Here is a 22,329-nt window from a genome sequence, read left to right as displayed (position 1 = left end):
TGGAGGCGAGGGGCATCGACCCCCATTTGGTACTTAATATTTTTGTATAATAAAAAAGTAAAAAGGACCGATCATTTGATCGGTCTCTTCCTATTATATATGTGTACGTTCACAGGCCAGAAAGCCAGGTATTATTTTAAATGCTTGCGGTGATAATCTCTTCTATCTTAATGAAGCTGTAGTCTTCTTCCCCTCGGACAAGCTTGATCCGCCTGCTCGGCTTGTCAATCGAAGTGACAACTCCCCGCAGGATCTCATCATCAAAAGGGTTAAACACGGTTAATGTGATGGATCGGCGTTCACGATAAGATTCCAAAATTACTTCTTCAATCAGCTGCACTTCCTGTTCATCAAGTACAGGCTTTCCCCGGCGTTCCTGTTCCCTCTTCTCTTTCAAGTAAGCCTCTCTATGTTCAGGCAGTATCATGCGAGATGATTCAAATAATCCGTTATCGATCAGTTTCTTACCCATCAATATTACCTCCTAATATTCAGTCCAATAGCTTAGGTCATTTGGCCTTGTCGGCGGGGGTACTTCCGGAATTTTTGGCCGCTCAGATTCCCGCTCCCATCCCTCCAAAATAACAATATTAGCCGTATCCGATTTGTTTTCCCACATTATGTAGTTCTCAGCGATTAGACCATCCAACGCAGCCATGATATCTGCCTTGTTCCTCCCGGTCTTAACAGTTAGTTCATGCAACGTTGGGAACCGTCTCCTAATCCCTTTGTAGTTATATAGGATCCTCAATACTTTGCGCTCATAATCATTCATCTGTCATACCTCCTATGCTGTCGCCTTAATAGGATGACACGCCAGCAACCCCGATTCCTTGAATGTCCGTGGCTCGCCAGACAAGAGATCCTCTGCTTTAATCAGACCGGATCGAATGCTTTTGACTTGTATTCGCCGTTTTGTAATCTTTCCGCTTTGATCCTCATATATGATCTCGACCAACCAACCCAGGTATTTAACTGGCATGTTCATCCCTCCAAATAACAGAACACTTGTTTGCTTTTTTTAATATTATATGCGAATACACGTTCGTTATTCAAGAGAAAAAAATACCCAGTCAAGAGACTAGGTATTATGTATTTCAGCACTCATGGGAGAGAGAGTTAATATTATTATTCCCATTACGGCCAAGATCTATACAAACAAATAAGTTGACGCCAATGTTGTACTCACAACGTAAATGTTCGTTGCGGCATAGTAACAGATCTCTTTTTGGTGATATCATATACGATATCAAAAAGCTTGACAAGTGATATCACATATGATATCATAAGTGTATAGGAGGTGTTAAGGAATGGCGTCAGTGGGGAAGATAATAGATAAGATGAGACGTCAACCGAGAAACATAAGTTATGACGAAGCGGCTAAGGTTTTGAACCACTTTGGATACGAACTGGCTCGGAAAGGCGCTACATCACACAGGCCGTTTGTTAATCAGGACGGCGACGTATTCATCCTGAAGGATACGAATCCGTTAAAGATTTCATACATAACGGAAATACTGGATAGACTGGTTGGGGAGTAACATCCCCTTCCGGGCTTCCGTATCATAGATTAACTTAGAAAGCTTAATAAACTTTATAGGAGGTACCCAATTAAATGATTAAAGATAGAACCAAAGATGTTAAGAGCGTAGGCCAAAAAAACGATACAGATCGAGGAATGTTAATCAAAGATATAAACTACTATATGGATCTGCCGTACAGTATCGAAGTAAAGCGTATTAAAGAAAATGGCGAGATATATTACTTTGCTAAAGTTTTGGAACTGCCCGGCTGCCATACCGACGCCCCCACAGCTGCCGAAGTACTTGAAGAAATCGAAGAAGTTAAACGAATGTATTTAGAAATAAAATTAGAGAAGGGATCCGAAATACCGGAGCCTTTGAGTGAAGAAGATCTACCATCGGGGAAAGCACTCGTGCGAATGCCTAGAACACTCCACGCACAATTAATTAAAGATGCAGACTTAGAAAAAGTTTCTTTAAACCAATATATAGTTTACAAATTAAGCAAGTGATAATAAGTAAGATCTTCCCTCATAACATTAGGTTTAACATTGAGGGATAGATTGCATTGTTTTGTGATATATAAGTAAACAAATAAAAGACTCTGCTGGCTAAGTGCCAACAGAGTCTTTTGCCTACGATTGGTTGCTAAAATCCTGCTATTTTAGCGAGATGGTTGAAATGATGTTTTGTCAATTACTTTGCGAAATATTCTGATATTATTCCTTCAATGCTATTTTATACAATCATCCGTCTTGTTAATATTCGGTATCCCCTACCCGCAAGATATCCAAGAAAGGAACCTTCCTAACTTCTCCATATGGCTCCTTGATGTGGACCGTCTTTGTATTTGGATCCATTTTCTCAATAGTCCCTCTGAGTGGATCAGAGTTACGCCAAATAACGAAATTTAAAGTCTTTCCTTCCTCACGAGCCATTTCTAACGATTCCGCCAATTCTTGCAGTTCGAATTCGTCACGGGGTGGTCTGGGCTCTTTTCTTCTCTTAGTTGGTTTTGGGACGGCTAACATGAAAATCACCCTTTCAGAACGTTTGTTCCTATTATATACGAACGTATATTCCCTTTTCAATACAAAAAAAAGAGGACTGCCAGCGTTATGCCAGCAGTCCTCTTTTTACCGATGCTCTCGGATTTGCTCCTATATTACCATAATCATCCTTCTGCTTCAATCTTTTGGAGCCGTTCATCTAAATCTTTTACGTCTCCGTTTACGCCGGCAATAAGAGCTAAGAAATTCCGTCTCAGCCGGTTAATCACGATGGCTGATTCTTCCCTTGTAATCGGTGCGCCTGGTCGGCTACCATCAAAGTAACCATTAGCCTGCGCTTCCTTCCACGATGCTTCAGCCCAGGCGCTCACAAGGTTAATATCCCTTACAGTCACTGGTTTGTCCTCCTTATTAGGCTTCAGCCCGTAATAATTGATTAAGTATTGAGTTGGCTCGACAACCCCCGCTTCCGTGGTCGTATAGCCATATTGCGGAGTGCAAGCTTTACGCACCTCATAATGCAAATGTGCCCCGCTACTGATACCTGTACTGCCTTGCTTACCGATCAACTGGCCACGCTTTACTTGTTGGCCAACTTTTACGCCTGCAGCAGAAAGATGAGCATAGACATGCAAATAACCCTTGTCATCTTTGATGGCCACAACAATTCCATAATTGCCGAAGCCGGATCCGGACACACCCATTTTAGCGTGCATAACCTCACCAGCAACAAATGCATAGATTGGTCCGTCTGCAGGAGATACAACCAGGTCAACACCACGATGAAACTTATTAACACCACTTACCGGATGCTTTCGCATTCCAAATGGGCTTGTGATCCGGTACCCATCAAATGGATTACTCATGTCTTGCTCCTTCCCATAACGCTTCTTCAGATCGGCCAGGCTGCCATTAAACTCATTCAGATCCACGCTGCCAGTAATGCCAGGTACCTTGCCTGAATCACTGTATTGCCAGATATCCCAAGTTTTCCAGGCAGGCTGATCATCTGGAACTTTTGTGTTACTGTAACGTGCGATCCAGAGATCATATCCGGACAAACCCGTATCAAAATTCCCAGCAAACGAATTGCCAGTATAGATGATCGGTTTGACACCCGTTAGTCGTTCCAGCTCAGTCAGGAATGCTTTGGCCACAATGTTAATCTGTGCTTTGCTAATCCCACCTGGGTTGTTTTCATAATCCATCACAGGCGGTAGTTGCAGGGCTTTTACCCCGCCAACTGCCTCGAGTGATTTGGCATAGTGAGCTGCTTCGGCTTTTGCTACTTCGGCCGACGTGGCCCGCAGGAAATGATACGTTCCAACCAATAATCCAGCCGACAACGCCCCCTTAACGTTAGCTGCAAATTTCGGATCAGTGTACGTTTGTCCTTCGGTCGCTTTGATAAACACAAATTCACGCTTGTCTGCTTTCACCTGCAGCCAGTCAATTTTACCCTGGTAGCGAGAGACATCGATTCCCTGAATATTTCCCTCATTTCGTTGTTGCATTTGAATCACTCCTTACTTAAACTGCTGGTTTTTGAGTCGTAGATTTTTGGTCTTCCTTCGGTGGATCTGGTAGGTTCGGATTCTCAGGCACTTCGCTCCTGGATTCGAAAATCTTCACCGCGTTCAGCAAAACGCCCGGCATAGACACACCCATACGTCCCACATTTTCAATGACGGATAGCAACTCATTTGCTAAGTAAAAGAAAATAACAGCATCCTTGATGTATCCAGTTCCGCCTAATGCGACATCTATGAAATGTGCAATTGTCACGACCAGGAAAATTGCGACTTTACGCGCGATTCCTTCAAACCCCACACGGCTCCGCAGCTCATGTTTGATCCATGCTGCCGCCCAGCCTGTCAACCAGTCCACTACAACCAAAATTAAAAGTAAGTTAACCAAGATGCCCCACCCTCCAAAGATGTATCCAGCACCGGCCCCCACAGTTGCTGATACCATTTTAATGACATTAGCTATCCCCTCGTTCATCCCGCTTCCTCTTCTCTCTGATTTAATAGGAAAAGCCCCCTGACCACTTCAGGGGGCATAAAAATAGCGTTCCATAATCGGAACGCTTGTTACACGATATTTCCTTTTTGGTCCATCCCTGCAGCTTCCAGAGCATCAGCCACTTTATTACGGCTTGATGCTGGTACTGCTTCAATTGTGATTATCCCTTTATGGATCAATGCAACGTATATAGCTAACATAGTCTCACCCCCTTTCGTGAGTGCAACTCCCCACCTGATTAGCAGCTTGCCAAGTTTATTCTTCATTTGCCGTTTCTTCTAGTGCTTGGTCCACTGGTGCATCTTCTGCAGGAACTTCTTCCGTAGGTGCCGCTTCTTCAGGTGGCATCAAACTCAGCATCATAGCATGTAGCTCCATGAGCGCGATTTGATTGAGTGTGCTTTCTTCAGCCAGTTTTTCATTCCGAGAATTGGCTTCGGACAGTTGTTGTTTCAACGACTTAATTTCAGCTTCGAATGTACTCTTTGCGATGTAATCGTAATACAGTTCATTCGTTTCAAGGTTGATTCGCAAATAAGCGTCCATTTCGGGAATATCCAATTTAGGTGGGATTTCAACCTCGTTTTCAACGTCAACCCCTGTTAATTGGTCTTTAATTTCTGTCGAAGCATCTTGATATATCGCCGTGACTGTTCCGACAGTATCAGATACCTTTTCATATGCTACAAACTTCATGGCTTAACCTCCCATTGTTTTTAAGATGTTATCACGTTTAAAGAACGTCTCTCCACGGTCAATGTATGTTGGCCGCCAGCAGTATAATTCTTTTGTACCCCAACCCTAAACAGTATTTGCCCATCCAAGTTAAAAGTGGGCGGTATATCGACCTCTGATATCAACTTCGAATTTATTAAACTTGAAAAATACAGTTTTCTATTCGCCCTATCCACAAATAGCGATGTAATATAATTTCCAATTGCTGGCGTAAGCCCTGATTGACCGGTCCCGTAATTCCTTCTAGTAGAAAAATAAAAATTTTGACTCTTGTTATCCGTCAACATAAAGAGAAGGTCTTGCCAGTCGGATGTGCCAAAATACATCTGTTCGGAAGCGGCCCAATAAGCGTTAACGAGATATGACCCGACTTGGTTTATAACTAATTCAGGTTCACGCGCATAAATATCCAAAAAATTATTGATGGCAGGGATGTAAAATCCGTTAGACGTGTATGTCATATTTGTGGTGTATGCTTGTTGAGTATCAGTGGTACGCTGCGGCAAAATGACTGTCCTTGTATTTGCATTTGCAGGTCCATCAATCTTGTAATTATCCAGCAAATAATTATCAATTGTAGGCATCAATCATCCACCCTTATTAACGTTATATGAGGAACTACCGTCGCCGTATTGCTCTTGTACCCGGTTATCGACTCCCCTGCTTCCAATACTTGATCCATAAAAGGAATCAGAATAGCGTCCCCATACTTAATCTGCTTTCTCATAACTACATAAGACCCTCCAATAGCGAGGTAAACGCTAGAATCCGCCGACGCATTGCCGATAAACATTGACTTAATTATTCGCTTATAATTTACGGCAGGAACCAAGACATTACTTGTTTGCGTCATTGTCCCGATATAACTTTCATATTCAGTAGATTCAATAGGTTCGTCTATTTCTTCGCCGCTTATTCGGGCAGTAACAGACCCCCCGCTACTCCACAATCTAATTTTCCCCCCGCTTGCCATGGCATAATCCACGAGAGGTATTACCAATGTGTCGGAAGCTTTAAGAACTTTTCCATTAAATACCCAACTACTTCCGGAGCCATCTTTCCCACCAATCATTAGCGCAATCGTGTTATCTGTGCTTGACGACATGTTACACAACACAATTGATTTAATGATTGTTGTTTTACCGTCAGGGACGGTATAAATCGTCGTGTCGGCCGTATTTAACGTACCTGCATAAAGTTTCTTTGCCGTCATTTACAACCCTCCCCAAACGTTTCGCTTATTTTGCTTGCGAACAGCTTCGTTAATCGCTGATTCCATTATTGATACCGCCGTCGCGTTATGACGTAGGATGTCGTTCATATCCGAAAGTAACGCCTTTTCATTCTCGGCTACCGATCCGACGAATGGAGCAGCTGGAGACGGGTCCAGCATAAAGTACGTTGCTGTATATGATGCGTCCTTAATGAAGTCTTTTCCCTCAATATGCGCGTCTTGTTTCCCGTAAGCCGCATCTTCGTTTTTCAGGACAACTCCGTTAGCTCTTTTTCCGTTCGCGTAAATATTCAATATCTTTTCCACTCGATATTTAAATGGGTTATTTATGCCTGAATAAATATTATTGAAATGATAATATTCGGTAGTTCCGACTTTACTCATTACGACTTTAGATGATTCACGCAACACAATTCCCGTTCCGACTTCAACTTGGTTATTGCCTTCGATTAACGTCAATTGTCCTTCTGATGTGATCGATTCGACAGTTGGCGTTGCAAGTTGATAAACAAGTTGGTACGGCGTGTACGCATTACCAAGAGAGTCTATCCCTGCGAGAGTTGTCGGCACAACTCCGTCAACTCTACCTGACCAATCCGTAATTCTTATCCATGCTTTACGAGCACCGTCTGTTCTATTGTATAATTCTGAGCCCCCGACAGTTGAATCGAACATTCTCCATCCCATGAAATACGCCTTAATCTCGTCGGCTGTCGGTGTGTATGAGTCTCCCCATCCGCTGTCTGCGTTGGCGATAGATAAGTTGAAGTCCAATAAATCAGAAGTCAAAAAATATGCATTATCCGGGCCGACCATGGTCGCGGTTTTGGTTAGCAAATTCCCGTTATACTTACTTACAAATAATCTATTAAATGCCGCTGCTGCTTCTGGAAACTTGCATCCAATTATTTTGTAATCAGTCTTGTTTTGTACAGTTCGATAACCCAATGCTCCATCCAATGCAGTCCTCTGCCACTTCTTCAACTTGAAATAGCACCCGTCCTTCTCAAATACTTCGTCAGCATTCGTCCCGGTTAATGGATCAGCGTATAGATCCGTTTGCAATGCGAGCATAACGTCTTCACGAGGTTTGAATGGTTTGGCTGTCGTGCCGATCGTGAGCATTGGGTTAGTTATGATGCCTGGTAACCCTCCGCTTACATACACGTTTACGATAGAATTATCTCCGCTATTAAATGTGCCGCCTGTTGTTGTCAGATCGAGAATAAGAGATGTCGGTGTCTTGTTATCAACGATTCTGATTTTTGCCCCGCCTATGCTTTCAAGCGAAAGCGTATAATCCGTAAAGGGTTTGACTGAGATGGATACGTTAGTCCACGCTCCATCGTTATACTCTGTTTGAGAGTATGAATACGGAGAAATAATCTGTCCCTTATTGTTAATGAGACCCCACTCGTAAAACGGAGGTAACAAGTTTTCCCCATAACGAATCGCATACGGATTTCGCACGGGTTGAACGCTATCGACGTAAGGATACTTAGCGGCGATTTGGTTCAAAGGCATATTTGCGAGTGCTGCGTATTCGGTTTCGTTGACTTCATACAAACGAATAGAATCGAAGTTAGCGTACTCTCCGTTAGGTGTGTAAATTACTTCGCCTGCTGTGTTTTGAACGCGCAACCTAACGCGGGCTTTCACCGCAGTTGTGGCCTTAAATAGGACAACAGCTGGAGAGAACACACTCGCTACGGACATTGTGTCTGACGGTATAACAAAGTCAAGCTCTTCGCCAGCGTTCGTACCATACACCAGTATGCTTGTAGTGGCATTTGCTGCAGGCTTGACCATTCCTACTGCAACATAAAAGGAACCTACCTTTACGCTTACCGCGGTCAAGTCTATATAATGTTCAGCATTGGCGACATCGTTGTTCGCTGTTACTTTATATGATGACAGCCCGGTATCCTTTGTCGAAGTATCCACAGATAACGTGGCCGCATTACTTGAATCGATCGAAGGGAGTTGCTCACCTCCCCCTAAACGTCCCAGCAAGTTGACCAGCGTACGGCCTTTTAGTCCCGACAATGCGAAAGGCGCATTTCTTTTGCCTTGTATGACTTGAAGTCCAGGCTGAAGCGTGACTTCACTATACTCAGAAGTGTCCAACCTACTATCCACGTAGTCCTTAACGGCATCAGCCTTTTCTTGAGCGCCAGTTTTTGTTTCACCATCCACACGGACAAACTTCGCATCCGCCCCTGTCATGAGCCCGCTGGCACCGCCTGTGACAGCTTCTTCAATATCAATGTCCTTCAGTTTCTTCAGGATCTCTTCCAGACTAATATTGACTCGGTGATCAGTTGTTGAAATGACACCGCTCGTGTCAGTAGCCACATAGAAAAACACTAACCCCTTCTGAGCTGTTGCTTGGGATGTCGTCTTTTTGACAACTCCATCGGTGTCCACATACAAGTACTGTCCCTGGGTTGGATTCAATGACATTTCGCCTGCAGCTACCTGGTATCGACGTCCACCCACATAGGCGATTCCGGATGTCCAGGAAACTTTGAGGCCTTGCGTGCTGCATTGCAGCCCCATTGTTCCATTATTTAAAGCAACGAAGTTACCCCCCAGCTCCTTGGCCAACTGTTCGACCAATGTATGAGCTGCTTCGATACCACCTTCCATCGTGTTAAGGCGATTTGAAGTGATACGGGTACCGACTTGAACCAGTTCAAACAACGGCCGCCCCGTTTGTGGATCTGTCTTCTGCTTTCCTGATGCGTCATAGATGGGCTTTGTCATATCGGGAATCTCGTCCAACCACGTTTGTTTGTTATACAACTGCCTTCACCTCCAGCTTAATCGTAAATTCAAACCCGATCAGAAAACCCCGATCGTTCTTCACAACATTCAATGCCTGGTTAGCAAGCGTCCGGCCTTGATCGTCCATAAGCGAAGCACCAAGGATTTGTTTCCCAATGACTTCGGTATCATCTAAAAAAACGTACTTCCGAATTGATCTTCCTGAGATCACGGTATTATGAATCGGATATTTCACCAATTCTCCGCTAATGTTGACGAGCGCATGATCAAAATGCGAATCTGCATCTGTAACTGCGTAATCAAGCATTAGGGGTTGAATGACATCTGCCATTATGGCGTCCCTCCTTGCATGGGTATTTCAAATCCTGTAATTGGACTGTCAATCCGAGCATGTGCTGCAGTTGCAGTTACTGTCATATTCTGAGTGGCCAAAACTCCACTTGTACCCAGTTCCAAGGGCATTTCCAAACCACAGATTGGAAAGTCCAAGGCATGATAATAGCCCTTGCCACCGAATGTAATAGCCGGGGTTGATGTTTTGGCCACCGGCACAGCCCGGTTAATATGAACGGGCCGAATGTACTCAAAATCGTCAAATAGCCCCGCCACATTGATGGGGGAGCTGCTGTCATATTCGAAATGGATCTCTTTGGTCAGGAATTCTTCTCTCACCTGCAGGAGCTTTCCATATTGGGAACCGAGCTGCCGAAGGATCGGAAGTTTGAACGGCTTCTTGGCCAGACGCTTCCTGCGAATCGCTTCTCGGCGTTGGGTAATCGTTCCGATCTGATCCTTCCGGAAATAAATCCATTCCCAGAGGCCCAGTCCCCAGGTCGCCCGCTGAAGCAAAAATTGGTCCACGAGCTCGTTCATCTTCTTTCCGCGAAGATCGATCTCTTCTTCCATCACGCCAAAGTGCCAGCCTGCTACCTCGTTTTCGTACCAATATGGCGGTAATACTTCACGGTACCGAATAGGAATCATGAAAGGATCACCTCGACCTGCAGGAGCGAAACAGGCGGGATGTCTACGTCTTGTACATCATCATTCAAGGTGAAGCTACTGTAATTCTCCACGCCAGGCACAAGCAATAACGCCGCAATGTAGTTGTAAAGTAACTCACTGCGTCCATTCGCATACGTGACTACACGCTGCCGGATCGTTTCGGCCAGCTGCAGAAGGTCTTCTGTTGTTTCCAATGTCGCTTTAACGGTGACAATAAATACCGGAGCTGGATGCACGGCTAAGTCATGGCCAGCGATGCGGTATTCATCCCACATCAATACTTTGACTTGCTCCGCAAATTCCAGCGTAATCGGCTGCCCGTTCATGTCAGTCAGGTACAAATCAATGGAGTTATCATGACGTTCCTTCTCTCTGGCCACAGCAGCCCCCACGCCCTGGATCTCTTTGGCCCAGCTCTCATAATCCTTCTCGCGACCGCTGCCTTCTTCCGTGAAAGCTCGGTCGAGGATCCGCAACCGATAATCATCGTTGGATTCACCATCTTTCCGGACCATACCATCTGCCCAGCCATGAGCATCCAGATACTCATCATCGGCCCAGATCGGTGTGGACTGCAGCACGCCATAGCCCCACAATTCTTGCTGTTCAGCAATCTCCTGAGCGATGGGGTACCAAAGGTCATAAAAGTATTCGCCTTCGCCCACAGGTGGCGGTGGGAGCCCTCTCTCATTGGCCAACGTGATTGCTCGGTTGACCCACCGCTGATAGATCATATCCGGCGTTTCTTCCAGAATCGGCATCGATGGAAATTTAGGCAAATCATTGAGCACTAAACTCATAGTTCTATCACCTCATTTACTTCAGCAGTACCCACCAGACCGACTATTTGTATGGTCAAGTCCATTCCGCGGTCCACCCGCACCATAGATGTCACCTCAGCCTGTTCAATCTCTGGATGGGCAGTTAGGGCTTCTTCAATATCCCGTGTAATCTCGGCATCTTCCCACCCTTGCCATTCGGATTTTTCGACACCCACGTCTGCACCATACACAACATACTGAAAACGTTCAGTGCAAAGGATCTTCATGGCCGTTTCAACCAAGAACTCTTCATAACTGGTTGTCCGGACAGGTCGCCCGTACTCATCCAGGACAGCCCTTCGGTTCCGGTAGTCCATCTTGTACGTCCATTTGGTTTCTGATGGGATATTGTCCACCAGATCCGTGACATCAACCTCTTCCAGTTCCATTTCAGGGAACATTGATTCATCCTCATCCATGCTTTACCGCTCCTTTCCGAGTACGTAATATCGTTGGCCAGTCATCCGTGACACCAGGAGTCGATCACCGACCTGAAGTGGACTCGGGATCACTAGCTTCCCTTTCATGGTTGAGGTACCAGGTTCCACGACTTCAAATGTAACTTCGATCTCCTGTTCCTGCAGGTAATCCGCGAAGACTAAGCTTCCCGACTCGTAAGGGTAAGGATCTCCATCCACTTCAATCTTGGCATTTGGCCAGCTCAGGAGGGTGGCGCGTTCAGTGTCCCTCGCATCGATGTGGCTTGCCACTTTCTCTTTTAAAAGCTTTATTGCATCGCCCATCATTACGCTTCCCTCCGTTCCAAAACCAACTTGAGCGTAAATATGCCTTTGCTCCAAGTTGTGTCGACACTCTCCACAATCCATTTGGTGACAACTGTTGTCTTGATCAACACGAGCCAGCCAACCCGTAATCCAGCTAATGTATGGTCCTCATGACGTACGGTGATCTTCTTGATCTGTTTGGGCTTGGCCATCGCCTTCACACGCTGCGTTGCGACTGTCGTCGGATTCTCGTCTTCTTCGACCTCAATGATCTCTTCCATGCGGCCAAACGTCTTCAAGGCACTGGCATCTGTCTTCGTGACTGAAGCTGATAGTTTGTCATCCTTGTACTTCTGAGCGGTAACAACCGTATAGGTGTCCTCAATGTTGTACCCTGCGCTGCTGGCTTCCATCTGTTCGGGAACAAAAATAGGCACCTTATCATTGGTGCCTTCCCTTACAACCTGCAGATAAAAATGTTTCTCTGTCCGGATCGCATCCACATGGTACCGGTAGCCGCTACGCTCATATGCTTTTTGCAGCACATCCAAGATGATCTCAGAATGTGCCATCGTTCCATATCGCTCATCGATATTAAAACCGAGTTTAGGACAACGAAAATCAACGCCTGTGGTCTGAATATACTTCTGCAGCTCAGCTCCCGCTTCACCTTTCAGATACGGCCGAGTCCCTTTGTTTTTGGCCAGATACCAACCAATCTCCCTGGCCTTGATCTCCCATGCCCCCGTAAACTCATCCTTCTCATAATCAATAATTGGACCATGAAAGAACTGGTTTTTGTGATGAAGGAGTTTTGTCCCAACTCGGTGGGAAAAGCACATCAGCATACCGGCCACACTTACCGTGGGGATATCACGCAGCCGAACGGTCATGCTGCGTGCAATTTCATCCCTTTGGGAGGACCATGATATATCCGTTACTGCAGGAGTCAGGGCCGACCTGGCGTCATTTTTACCGTATATCACTGCGAACTTATCCATGGTCATCCTCCTTCTCTAGCTTTGAATATAGTGTGCTTTGTTGTTAGCAGCTGCAATTTTGTTTTTACGACCTGTGTAATCAAAAGCACCCGTTGCATTATCTGCAGCATCCTTGGCAGCAGCTGTACTCTTTTTCTTGTCCTCTGCCTTTTTCTTGGCAGTAGTCTTCTTTTTATCATCCTTTTTATCAGTCTTGCTCGTGGTGTTCGGACGACTCTTACTGGCCTTGGTGATGATTACACCGGGCTTCAGGAGCTGCTTGGTGTTGGAATATGAAATGATTTTGACAGGCTTGTATTCTACTAAAGTGATTGTCATGTGGATGTTGCCTTGCCCGTCTTTATAGACCATCTCCATGTCACCGATCAACATGGTCTGCGAAAACAATTCTTCGAAATTTAGAACTACCGGCTTTGGCTTCCACTTCTCAAGCAGTTGCCAAGTCGTTTCTGGTCGTTTATAGGTGACGGTTTGTTTCTTATCCGTCTCCCACAGTTCCCGCCATTCACGCGGGAGAATGGCTGAAAAAGAAACCCGCTTTAACTTGGCAGTGGGTTTTCCTGTCCGCTCTTGTCCGGTAATAACGTTGAACGAGTCCACATCATTCCCCGTTGTGATTTGCACTTCTGCAGGAGTAATCGGGAAGGTTAACCGGATAGCTCCCTGTGACATGGCCAGCATAGTTTAACCCCCTGTCTCCAATGCTTTGTACAATTCTTCGCCGAATACATCACGAATTAATGCTCGACCTTCAGGGCTCGTCATAGCCTTGGCGAACGATTGAAAATCTGTGATCCCGGCAGCAAGCCCGCCAAGATCCATGGTGATATTGCCGATTGTTACCGATTTACCTGCAGTAGCGGTTTGGGCCGATAGTGGCGTTGTCCGGATGGGAATGTTACCACCTGACAAAGTTGGACCTTCCATGCCATCCACACCATCACGCATTGTTCCCGCGATCAAGTTCATACGTTCCCTGATCGAATCCGGTCGTAATCCATCGGCGAACATCGATACGAAGTTAGGAGCCCATTTGTCAGAATTACTCGCTGGACCTTCATCCGTAGGTGAAGCAAAACCGAGGAACTTCTTCATGATCCCCGCTGCATTAGACACGACAGACGTCAGCGTCGGGAATTTACTTTGCATGCCCGATGCCATCATGGAAATGAGATTGCTTCCCCATGTACTGCCTTGACTGGATATGCTGCTCAGAGACATCAAGTCACTCCGCGCCTGGCTTACTGCACTTCTAGCTGCTACAGCCACGCCATTGAAACTCGAAGCTGCTTGTCCATTCCCGCTTACAATATCCTTGGAGCTGTTCTTTGCAGTTACACCCATGTCCTTGGCTTTCTGCTCCGTCTCTTTGGCAGCTGTCCCGACGGCCTTGACGTTGCTCTCGGCCTCTTTGGAGTCAGAGCCTTTGAACATGCCCACAATCTTATCTTTAATTTCATCTGCAGCTTTTGTAACGCCGCTCTGATCGATCGCATCGCTAAGACCTTGCCTTAGTCCGCTCTTCACAATATTGGAGTGGATGTTTTCCATGGTCTCTTTAATCTTGGTTTGCCCTTCAGTGGACACCCCTGCACTGATTGTGATTTCAGCCTTGGGTGGCGGGGGTGGCGGGCCGACAACCTCTTCTTTCTTACCATATCCAAACAAACCTTTTACTTTGTCCGTAAGACCAGCAACGGCATCGACTACTCCCCTGGTTACTCCGCTGGAATCCGCAAGAGCGCCTAACTTCTCCCCTGCCCAACTACCTACGGCTGCACCTGCAGCTGTGCCGAGTGGTCCAACAAGTGACCCCAGAAGTCCCCCGATGGTTCCACCAGCCAGACTACCAACCGTTGAACCGCCTTGAGTGGAGATAGCTTCCCGCCAGCCTTGCTCTTTGGCTGTTCCATAAAGATCATAGGCAGAGAAACCGACATTTGCCATAGTTCCAAGCACACCAAGACCCTTCAAAACGCCTTTCGCTGCGCCGCCTACACCTTTGGTCGCGGTACTTAGCAAACCATTAGCATCCGTTTTGTAATTCGTTTTTGGCGTCTTGGTCGTTACCTTTGTTTCTTTATTTTTGTTTTTACTGCTAACACTGTTATCTTGCTTGGTTTTACTGTTGACAACAGAGGTTTTATTGTTACCTGCTGATTTGTTCTTACCTTTGTTTTTTCCCTTCCCTTTGCTCTTGCCGTTTCCTCCGCTACCACCAACGGAACCGCTCACGTAAACACTTTTGGCGTTAACGTTCATGCTGGATACGAGATCAGAACCACCTATAGGTGAAGATCCACCGCCTCCAAACTTACGGGTACCAGGAATCTTGTTCCATGCCCACCTACCTGCGCTAGTAACATCACCGTAAAGGTTCTTAGTTCCCTTCACAATACTAGCTGTACCTTTGAGAGCAAGCACACCAGCCAAACTAATCATTAAATAGTTGAAAAACGTGTCATATTCTTTATAAAGACTTACAGCGCTCCCAATCCCCGTTGCGATCCCAGACCCCAATGCTTCAATCTTTGCCTTGTTGTCCTTCAGCAATGAATTGAACTCTTTCATGGCAGGTACAGAAGCTTGCATAATATTGCCGCCAATATCCTGGAGTTGTGTCTTCATCTGGTTCTGTGACTGAATGTACTCCGTAAATGGATCTGCCTCCTGTTGTGCAGAGATCATTCTATCGGTTGCCCCCGCAATCTCTGCTGGAGCTGGTTCAAATGGAACCGCAAAGTTCTTGAGAATAGCTGCACCATTATCTTCGGCGGTTGCTGATCCCAATTGCGTAAGAGATTGCTTTAACTCATTTTCATTCTGGCTCTTTAGATCAGCTATCAAAGCCATAATAGCACCTTGAGCTTTTTGATCATTTGCAGAATTTATGTCTGATGTAAAAGCTTCAGCTTGTAGAACAGCATCCTTTTTTCCAGATCCACGACTTTCAAAATATTTTGTCATGTCGTCAGTGTTCAGTGCTTTTACACCGAAAACTTCTTTGAAAAAGTCCCCTGGCTTATCATAGTTGTATGCCCCGTCCTGGGACATTTTTGCAAAATAGTTCGCCATTTGCCCAGAACTTCTACCTGCATTTTTAAAGAATCCAGAGTATTCCCAGAAAGAATCGGCTACATCTTGTTGTTTATCACCAGCAACAGAATACGTATAGTTAATACTGTCATTGGCCTGGGCAGGTGTTTCTCCAAAAACATTAGACACTTGAGAAATCGCCCTTAGATTCTCTTCTTTACTAGAGTCCGGACGAACAAACATCGCTTTTGCAACTTCCTGAGCTAGACTACTTGATTGAGTCCTATCATTCATCAAGGGTGCTGCGTCAGCTAAAAGAGATGCTGCCTCAGTTCGATTCGAAATGATGCCTGCTAGAAATAAGTCATTCATTTCATTGAGGCCTTGGGAACGAATATCCTCGGGCAAGAATGCTGCACTTCTAGCAACTGCGGAAGAATAGTCTACCACCCCTCCGAATACAGCATCCGAGATGCCGCCTCCAAGAACCAAGCCGCTACCTAAAGCGACTAATCCGGATATCTTGGCTGATATGTTATCAATCAGCGGACTGATTTGGTCATCGGCATGCAGTCTTACGTGGGCATCGGGCATGCCTTTCACATCGCTACTAGCACGGGAAATAGTTCTTCGAAAGGTTTCTGCGCCTGATCTTGCCCGACGGAACAAATCTCCTACGACTGCTCGTCCAAGTTGCTTTGTCTCATCTGCAGCTTGTCCAACCTTGGCTCCAAGATCCCGAGCCGCATCGCCGGCACGCCGAGTGGAAGATATAAAATCCTGACCCATCCGATCGGCAGCACGCCGAAGCCCTCCCACATCATCTTGGGTAGATCGTAAACCTTGTTGCATACGCCGAAGCGTACCAGATACCAAATCACGCGCTTCTATAGGTACGGTTATTCTGCTGGCCGTAGCCATAACATTCACCCCCTTCCAGAATTATTTTTTGTTGAGTTTTTTCAGCTCTTCCTCAGCCAGCATTGATGCTGCCAAGCAAAAATGATATTGCCTGTTCTTATTTACTTCATACGGCAAGACGTCTGCGGGCAGTTTCTTCTGGTTGATCCAAAAGGATGCTACCCAGCTTGCTTCGCCGTCTCGCCGGATGAGTTTTTTGCTTCTTTGAGCAGTTCATCCTTCGTTTCTTGGAAGTTACGAACGGCTTTGGACAATACGAGATAATCATCAGGATTGTGGAACATACGTGGAGGCAACTCGTTTTTGCTGATGCAGTTGTATGCTTTCAATAGCTCAATATTGTTCCAATCAAAGTCGTGTTCCGTTGCTTTAACAATCTGGGCATCAATTTCATTAAACGTTTGTTTTGGTGTACCATCATCGTTGTATGAACTTTCGATACAACGACGAAGGTCCATGGTAGTCAATCGACGAACAGACCACTTTTCTCCGTCTACCTCAACCTCAATTTGTTCAGGTTTTGCACCAGCCGTACCAGCTGCAAGATACTTTTGTAATTTTTCACTCATTGTGATTCCTCCAGTAATTTGATTTTAAATTAGAAATTGAAAAGGAGCGCGTATGCGCCCCTATGCCATGTAGTCTGGGAATTGTTCTACGAATTCAAAATCTGTAGCCGTACCTTCAAGCGTGATATCGATACCCGTGTTACTGTCGATTTGGGCTACCAAGATATCCATATTCCCGTGAATATGAATGCCGGTTAAAAGGACCCTCTCCGTATTACCTGTCTGCATATCTTCCAGGGATCCCGTGATGCGATCGAGGAACATGGTCTTACCCGCTTTAAAGTCGGCCAATAAGCGGTACCGGAGTCTGGATTCCAATTTGGACATGACCAGTTTTACTGGGATTTCATAGCCTACGATTTGTTTTGTCTTCGCCATTCGGCGAGCCCGGACAACATCCAATGTTTCAGGATTCAGCGTGACTTCAATTTCCTTGATAGTCTGAACTTTATCCCCGTTATCGTCTTCAACCGAAAGATTCCGGCCAATTAGTTCGCGTTCCATCTACTATGCCACCTCCCATGTAATATAGAATGCTTCGATAGCATCAAGCGGCTTGGCATATAGCTTGAAATAAGCGTAATCGAAGTCACTCACGTTGTTTGGATCCTCCGTGAATGTGTATCCTTCATCAATCGCCTTCTGACTTCTACGGATCGCCAAATATTCCAGTACAGCTGCGATAAACATACCTCGGCCATCTTTATCGTTGTCGAGCTTGGCCTTCCACTTCTTCGCTGTGGAATAAATATCATTCAGTACCTGATCGATCGTCATGGAAACCCGGATCTTACCAAAGTCCTCACGTTCCCCATCGCCCAAGGTAGTCAGTGTGTTCACTGCCGACTCAATGATATAGTCGTAACCGTCACGCGTGGCCATGATCGTACCTTCGGCTAAACCTTTCATGACTTCGCTGTGGCTCCAGTCAATGGCTGCCTGCGTCATTGGTACCTTAACCCCTGTAAAGGACTTATTCGCAGGTGTACCCGCCATTAGACCAGCCAACCATGCTGCCCATTGAACCGAGTTATACGTTTTACCGTTGGTATGCACGCCGGCAAGGGAGCAGTTCACGATGAATCTGGCGTTCATAGCACGGCTTCGGGCATTATGCTTGTCAATGTCGGTGTCATCCAGCGGAGGGCCAGCAACGACCAACTGAGCGAGTCTCCGGGCCTTCGTACGGCGATCCCATAGCCATTGTTTTGCTGCAGCTTGTACAGCAGCGTCCGTGGAAGGCAAATAGAACACATCGAAGGTCAGACCATCCACTCGGTTAAAGATTCGACTCCAGTCAGCTGCAGTGATTGTTGCGGTTCCAGACACAGCACCCGTCAATGGTGCATATGCCACGTCTGCCCATGCCACATTGCCTGTGGATTTGAAGCGGACCATATTGGACTTCTTCAAAGCTTCCTCTGCAGCAGCCTTGTCCGCAACCAGGAAGGTCTCCGTGTCATAGACGCCTTTAGTATCCCGGACAATGATCTCTTTTTTAGTGGCGTCCACCAAACTTGTCCGGATCATGTACTCAAAATCATTACCACGTAACCCTGGATAACGGGCCTCGATCGTGTAGCTGTCAGTAACGGTAACGAAAGCAGCCTTTTCAGAACCGTTGGTCACACGGTACCCGACCACTGTTGCCCCGGTTTCCGAAGCCAGTTCCAATTCATCGACCTGCAGGCCGCTTTCCTTCAATCGTTCGGATGTATCAGCCATATCGATGGCTTGGTTGACTGCCCCCCATTCCGCTTGATACGGAATGAGTACTCGCCCTGTCACTGGCACCACTCTGGCCTTAGCCAAAGCAATCAGCTCAATAACTGCTCCTGGTCTAACCCTCTGAATCGACATTCAACGTTTCCTCCTTCTGTACCGCTGGACGCAAATAGGCATCCAGTCGGTTTTGTACGTCTTGCTGAGATAGCAGCTCGTCATCTTTACAGTCAAAAAGGGCACCTGCTACCTCAAAGCGTTCATGCTTCAAGATAGCTGCACCCTCAATCCACTCCTGCTTGGTCCGCTTGTTCAAATCTTGTTGAGCTGCGGCCACAAGCTTGTCCTTGCGTGTTGTGCTCATGGGTTGAGCTCCTTTCCATATCCAATGTGGAATTCATTGATCTTCGGTACCGGCGCTTTTGGAACAGACAGAAGATACGAATACCTGAAGGTGACTTCGATCCGGTCCTTTTCCGGCCGTGTCCGAGGTGGTTCAATGACTAAAGCCACTCCAAAGCGCTTCGAAGGGTAACAAAACCGTTGCTGTCGTAAGTAGGTGAACAGCGGCGTAAGATCAAAGGGGATTGGCTCCCCCTCGTCTTCCTCCGTCACCCGCTCCTTATCAAAGTGGAAGACCAGGCCCACATCCTCGACAATCCGATCAGCTCGCGGCGTGTGAACCTTATCCGACACGAGATCTGTTTCAATAAAAACGGAAGGTGTATCAAAGTTCCCGGCCAGCCACTGCGTTCGGTCCCGAAGGATAGTCAGATCCGGGTAAACATGCCGGACAATCTCAGCCCATGCTTTCAAACCTGCATCCATCAACGCAACACCCTTTCCATTTCTTTGTCCAGGCGTTGTATGATGAGCTTGTTCATCCCGCCTTCAAACTGGGTCACAGCAATGTCAAAGTACTTCCGACCGATGAAGCTGCGTGGCTTGGCCATGAATCCACCTTTGGCGTTTCGGTCATATACAAAAGACCCACCGCTGTTCCAGTATCCCGGAACAAAGTGAGCCTTATGGATGGTGTATCCCTCATTGATCAGGCGTGGATAGCCCCAATCATTTTGGCCGTTTGAACCAGACCCGAGGTCTGAGCCGACTTCCAAAGTAATCGCATTACGATCCACGTCCCATTCCCACACGTTACCGTCACCGCCTCGAGTAAACGAGTTCCACATCAAGCCCGTATCAATCAGATCCTGACGGTTAATCTCATCGATGATGTGATTCAGCAGACTTTCGCCCATCGCTTCAGCAACGTTCGTCAGGACTTGCTTCATGCCTTGGTCAGCTAGCTTCTTGAAACGTCTGGCCAGCCCATCGAAGTCGTTAACGATCATTGCCTTTCACCTCACATGTCAGCAGCAATTCCATCCAGTACCTGCGGGGATTCGCATCGATCACCAAATATCGACGACCGAACAACACAACCTCATCGCTGATCTTAACGTCAGCCATCTTTGGAACACCGACCGTCTTCTTGACGATATAGATCATCGGCTTAGCATCTGCCTTGTCGGATGTTTCTGTCTTAATGATATGACACTTCAGATCGGTCACCTTGCCCGTCTTCCGGTCGTTGAACAGATCATCACCGTCCCGCTTACTGCCTACCCTGTATACAGCAAGCGGGGTTTTAAATCGATGGTTCATAGAATCATCGCCCTAATGTTTCCGCCGTCGTCCGGATCAGCCTGGTATTTCCGAAGCCATAAAGACAATATGGTGTCCACTTCTACGTTTCCGGTTGTAACACCCTTAACTGCGTGCCGGGTATATGTCCATGCCCCATCGCTTTCTGACTCGTAATTTCGTGCAACTGCTGCAAGATATTCTTCGCTATCTTGCAACGCTAGGGCTTCGGATAATTTAACCCAAGCCAAAATTATTGTTTTGTCCGGCGTGTCCGGAAATGGTACAGGTAGGTACAATTCAATCCGTATCTGAGCATCATCAATATATTGCTCGAGCAGTTGATCGTTAGCATCTTGAACTTGGGTTACCCTACTTCGTTGCCGCAGGATTGTCGGGTTCATTGGCAGGCTCCTTTTTATCCTTTTCAGTATCCGAAGTAGAACCCTTTCCTTTGGCTTTATCTGTAGTGACCAATTCCAGATCCTCGCGATCCTCAAGCAATGCCCATTCTTTATCCGTTACATCAACTGGTTTGTTAGCATAGAAAAAGCGCCCTCCACCAACATGAAGTGCGCCCGTTTTATTTTTATATTGTACTTTTGGCATCGTTTTTACCTCCCTATTAAAGTTTGCTGCCTGTCATATAAGCAACTGCCTCAAGCTCAAGAACAACTGCGTCTGCGTGTGCAAAAAGAATATGGTATGTTGAATCTTTAATCGCTGCTGTTGCACCTTCAGCAGTGCGCTTGTACTGCAGATCACGCGTAAAGACTGGTACCAAGTTGCTCAGTGGGGTCAAAGCCACGAATTCACCTTGCAAGGATTGAACAACCTCGATTGGGTATCCTGCAATCTCCGCCAATTTACCATTAACCAGTGTTACATCACCCAATGCAGTAGGGCGCTTTTGGACCAAAGAGACAAGCTTTTGATAGGTGCGGCGATTCATTACCCATGCAAGGTCAACCATGTTTAGATACTTTTCATCCAGCAGCATGACATGGTTTACAAAGTCATCAATGGTAGGTTCATTATCAGCAAGGTCAGTTTTAAGCGTGGATGTTTTCATTTTCTTCACGAAGCCATCCAACACTGACAAGAACGGATCAGCTGTTGTACCATTAGCCAGTTTTGCGTCTGTATCGCCGTTAAAGAGAAGATCTTGCAGATCCACACCAAATTGCGACTGAATAAGGTCAATCGTTTTGGTTTCAATGTCTTCTCCACGAGCTGTGTTGTTGTACCAAACATCATCGTTTTTCAACCATTCATCCCAATACACTTTGCGAACCGCATAATCAACTTGCGGTGTTTCGATTCCACCAGTACCATTCGGAGATTCAGCACCCGTATGTTCTCGAATTTGGCGAGATTTTACCTTCAAACGATCAAGTTTACCTGCGGGAACATCTCTGTACTTGGTATTCAACTTTGGCAGCGTGGTTGCCTTTTTGGTCGTATCAACAATGAATTCTTCTGCCTCTTTTTTAGGCATAGTGATATTAACCGATTTATGAATCCTTGCGATCTGTTGTTCCTTAGAAATCAATTGTCCATTAGTTGTCATG

At 46.2% G+C, this 22,329-nt stretch carries 31 protein-coding genes; 2 read left to right on the top strand and 29 right to left on the bottom strand.

The genetic code is table 11. The features are described from left to right. Positions 1-136: 136 nt before the first annotated feature. Genes HP552_RS01950 through HP552_RS01940 form a run of 3 tightly spaced genes read right to left on the bottom strand, consistent with a single transcriptional unit; the run spans position 137 to position 982 of the window. Positions 137-472 (bottom strand): YolD-like family protein, encoded by a 336-nt coding sequence (locus tag HP552_RS01950; protein ID WP_175394029.1) that lies wholly within the window; start codon positions 470-472, stop codon positions 137-139. 12 nt (positions 473-484) lie between these two features. Beyond that, positions 485-775: a hypothetical protein gene (locus tag HP552_RS01945; protein WP_175394028.1), complete on the bottom strand. Its 291-nt coding sequence runs from the start codon at positions 773-775 to the stop codon at positions 485-487. Between the two features lie 12 nt (positions 776-787). Further along, positions 788-982, bottom strand: coding sequence for a hypothetical protein (locus HP552_RS01940; RefSeq protein WP_175394027.1), 195 nt, complete (start codon positions 980-982; stop codon positions 788-790). Positions 983-1,310: 328 nt separating this feature from the next. On the opposite strand from HP552_RS01940, the gene HP552_RS01935 reads away from it, so the two are divergent. Both HP552_RS01935 and HP552_RS01930 read left to right on the top strand, forming a co-directional pair. Then, positions 1,311-1,541, top strand: a complete 231-nt coding sequence (locus tag HP552_RS01935) for a hypothetical protein (protein ID WP_175394026.1) — start codon at positions 1,311-1,313, stop codon at positions 1,539-1,541. 74 nt (positions 1,542-1,615) lie between these two features. Beyond that, on the top strand, positions 1,616-2,035 hold the full coding sequence (locus HP552_RS01930; protein ID WP_246310723.1) for a type II toxin-antitoxin system HicB family antitoxin: 420 nt from the start codon (positions 1,616-1,618) through the stop codon (positions 2,033-2,035). A gap of 246 nt (positions 2,036-2,281) precedes the next feature. On the opposite strand, the gene HP552_RS35735 is transcribed toward HP552_RS01930, so the two are convergent. From HP552_RS35735 to HP552_RS01805, 26 genes are all read right to left on the bottom strand, one after another. Next, the gene (locus HP552_RS35735) at positions 2,282-2,554 is read right to left on the bottom strand and encodes a YolD-like family protein (RefSeq protein WP_175394025.1); all 273 of its coding nucleotides are present in this window, start codon (positions 2,552-2,554) and stop codon (positions 2,282-2,284) included. Between the two features lie 143 nt (positions 2,555-2,697). Further along, on the bottom strand, positions 2,698-4,047 hold the full coding sequence (locus tag HP552_RS01920) for a GH25 family lysozyme (protein WP_175394024.1): 1,350 nt from the start codon (positions 4,045-4,047) through the stop codon (positions 2,698-2,700). 16 nt (positions 4,048-4,063) lie between these two features. Continuing rightward, entirely contained in the window at positions 4,064-4,537 is a 474-nt protein-coding gene (locus HP552_RS01915) for a phage holin family protein (RefSeq protein ID WP_175394023.1), read from the bottom strand. 89 nt (positions 4,538-4,626) lie between these two features. Then, positions 4,627-4,758, bottom strand: coding sequence for a CD1375 family protein (locus HP552_RS35310; RefSeq protein WP_281365996.1), 132 nt, complete (start codon positions 4,756-4,758; stop codon positions 4,627-4,629). Positions 4,759-4,813: 55 nt separating this feature from the next. Next, positions 4,814-5,254: a hypothetical protein gene (locus HP552_RS01910; RefSeq protein ID WP_175394022.1), complete on the bottom strand. Its 441-nt coding sequence runs from the start codon at positions 5,252-5,254 to the stop codon at positions 4,814-4,816. 20 nt (positions 5,255-5,274) lie between these two features. After that, on the bottom strand, positions 5,275-5,877 hold the full coding sequence (locus HP552_RS01905; protein ID WP_175394021.1) for a hypothetical protein: 603 nt from the start codon (positions 5,875-5,877) through the stop codon (positions 5,275-5,277). Then, on the bottom strand, positions 5,877-6,506 hold the full coding sequence (locus HP552_RS01900) for a hypothetical protein (protein WP_175394020.1): 630 nt from the start codon (positions 6,504-6,506) through the stop codon (positions 5,877-5,879). The genes HP552_RS01905 and HP552_RS01900 overlap by 1 nt, the downstream gene beginning before the upstream one ends. After that, entirely contained in the window at positions 6,507-9,332 is a 2,826-nt protein-coding gene (locus tag HP552_RS01895; protein ID WP_175394019.1) for a hypothetical protein, read from the bottom strand. Continuing rightward, complete coding sequence (locus HP552_RS01890) at positions 9,325-9,645, bottom strand: hypothetical protein (RefSeq protein WP_175394018.1); 321 nt, start codon at positions 9,643-9,645, stop codon at positions 9,325-9,327. The genes HP552_RS01895 and HP552_RS01890 overlap by 8 nt, the downstream gene beginning before the upstream one ends. After that, positions 9,645-10,298 (bottom strand): DUF2313 domain-containing protein, encoded by a 654-nt coding sequence (locus HP552_RS01885; protein ID WP_175394017.1) that lies wholly within the window; start codon positions 10,296-10,298, stop codon positions 9,645-9,647. The genes HP552_RS01890 and HP552_RS01885 overlap by 1 nt, the downstream gene beginning before the upstream one ends. Then, positions 10,295-11,119 carry a baseplate J/gp47 family protein gene (locus HP552_RS01880; RefSeq protein ID WP_175394016.1) on the bottom strand — a complete coding sequence of 275 codons (825 nt, stop codon included), beginning with the start codon at positions 11,117-11,119 and terminating at the stop codon, positions 10,295-10,297. The genes HP552_RS01885 and HP552_RS01880 overlap by 4 nt, the downstream gene beginning before the upstream one ends. Next, positions 11,116-11,559, bottom strand: a complete 444-nt coding sequence (locus tag HP552_RS01875; protein WP_175394015.1) for a DUF2634 domain-containing protein — start codon at positions 11,557-11,559, stop codon at positions 11,116-11,118. Before HP552_RS01875 ends, HP552_RS01880 begins: the two co-directional genes overlap by 4 nt. A 3-nt stretch (positions 11,560-11,562) precedes the next feature. Further along, complete coding sequence (locus HP552_RS01870) at positions 11,563-11,886, bottom strand: DUF2577 family protein (protein ID WP_175394014.1); 324 nt, start codon at positions 11,884-11,886, stop codon at positions 11,563-11,565. After that, a complete protein-coding gene (locus tag HP552_RS01865; protein ID WP_175394013.1) occupies positions 11,886-12,866 on the bottom strand; it encodes an XkdQ/YqbQ family protein in 981 nt (326 codons plus the stop codon). The genes HP552_RS01870 and HP552_RS01865 overlap by 1 nt, the downstream gene beginning before the upstream one ends. A 15-nt stretch (positions 12,867-12,881) precedes the next feature. Continuing rightward, on the bottom strand, positions 12,882-13,547 hold the full coding sequence (locus tag HP552_RS01860) for a hypothetical protein (RefSeq protein ID WP_175394012.1): 666 nt from the start codon (positions 13,545-13,547) through the stop codon (positions 12,882-12,884). Positions 13,548-13,550: 3 nt separating this feature from the next. Then, positions 13,551-16,823, bottom strand: a complete 3,273-nt coding sequence (locus HP552_RS01855; RefSeq protein WP_175394011.1) for a phage tail tape measure protein — start codon at positions 16,821-16,823, stop codon at positions 13,551-13,553. 158 nt (positions 16,824-16,981) lie between these two features. Then, complete coding sequence (locus HP552_RS01850) at positions 16,982-17,392, bottom strand: hypothetical protein (RefSeq protein WP_175394010.1); 411 nt, start codon at positions 17,390-17,392, stop codon at positions 16,982-16,984. A gap of 60 nt (positions 17,393-17,452) precedes the next feature. Next, the gene (locus tag HP552_RS01845) at positions 17,453-17,896 is read right to left on the bottom strand and encodes a phage tail tube protein (RefSeq protein WP_175394009.1); all 444 of its coding nucleotides are present in this window, start codon (positions 17,894-17,896) and stop codon (positions 17,453-17,455) included. Positions 17,897-17,899: 3 nt separating this feature from the next. Then, positions 17,900-19,252: a phage tail sheath subtilisin-like domain-containing protein gene (locus HP552_RS01840; protein WP_175394008.1), complete on the bottom strand. Its 1,353-nt coding sequence runs from the start codon at positions 19,250-19,252 to the stop codon at positions 17,900-17,902. Further along, positions 19,233-19,478: a hypothetical protein gene (locus HP552_RS01835; RefSeq protein WP_175394007.1), complete on the bottom strand. Its 246-nt coding sequence runs from the start codon at positions 19,476-19,478 to the stop codon at positions 19,233-19,235. The genes HP552_RS01840 and HP552_RS01835 overlap by 20 nt, the downstream gene beginning before the upstream one ends. Continuing rightward, positions 19,475-19,930: a hypothetical protein gene (locus HP552_RS01830; RefSeq protein ID WP_246310722.1), complete on the bottom strand. Its 456-nt coding sequence runs from the start codon at positions 19,928-19,930 to the stop codon at positions 19,475-19,477. Before HP552_RS01830 ends, HP552_RS01835 begins: the two co-directional genes overlap by 4 nt. An 11-nt stretch (positions 19,931-19,941) precedes the next feature. After that, the gene (locus HP552_RS01825; RefSeq protein WP_175394005.1) at positions 19,942-20,466 is read right to left on the bottom strand and encodes an HK97 gp10 family phage protein; all 525 of its coding nucleotides are present in this window, start codon (positions 20,464-20,466) and stop codon (positions 19,942-19,944) included. After that, entirely contained in the window at positions 20,456-20,779 is a 324-nt protein-coding gene (locus tag HP552_RS01820; RefSeq protein WP_175394004.1) for a hypothetical protein, read from the bottom strand. The genes HP552_RS01825 and HP552_RS01820 overlap by 11 nt, the downstream gene beginning before the upstream one ends. Beyond that, the gene (locus HP552_RS01815; RefSeq protein ID WP_175394003.1) at positions 20,776-21,162 is read right to left on the bottom strand and encodes a head-tail connector protein; all 387 of its coding nucleotides are present in this window, start codon (positions 21,160-21,162) and stop codon (positions 20,776-20,778) included. The genes HP552_RS01820 and HP552_RS01815 overlap by 4 nt, the downstream gene beginning before the upstream one ends. Continuing rightward, entirely contained in the window at positions 21,131-21,367 is a 237-nt protein-coding gene (locus tag HP552_RS01810; protein WP_175394002.1) for a hypothetical protein, read from the bottom strand. The genes HP552_RS01815 and HP552_RS01810 overlap by 32 nt, the downstream gene beginning before the upstream one ends. Positions 21,368-21,383: 16 nt before the next feature. Continuing rightward, the gene (locus HP552_RS01805) at positions 21,384-22,328 is read right to left on the bottom strand and encodes a phage major capsid protein (RefSeq protein WP_175394001.1); all 945 of its coding nucleotides are present in this window, start codon (positions 22,326-22,328) and stop codon (positions 21,384-21,386) included. Position 22,329 lies beyond the last annotated feature (1 nt).

The sequence above is a fragment of the Paenibacillus xylanilyticus genome, from assembly GCF_013359935.1.
GTDB lineage: Bacteria > Bacillota > Bacilli > Paenibacillales > Paenibacillaceae > Paenibacillus > Paenibacillus xylanilyticus.
This window is presented reverse-complemented; position numbering and strand designations above follow the sequence as displayed.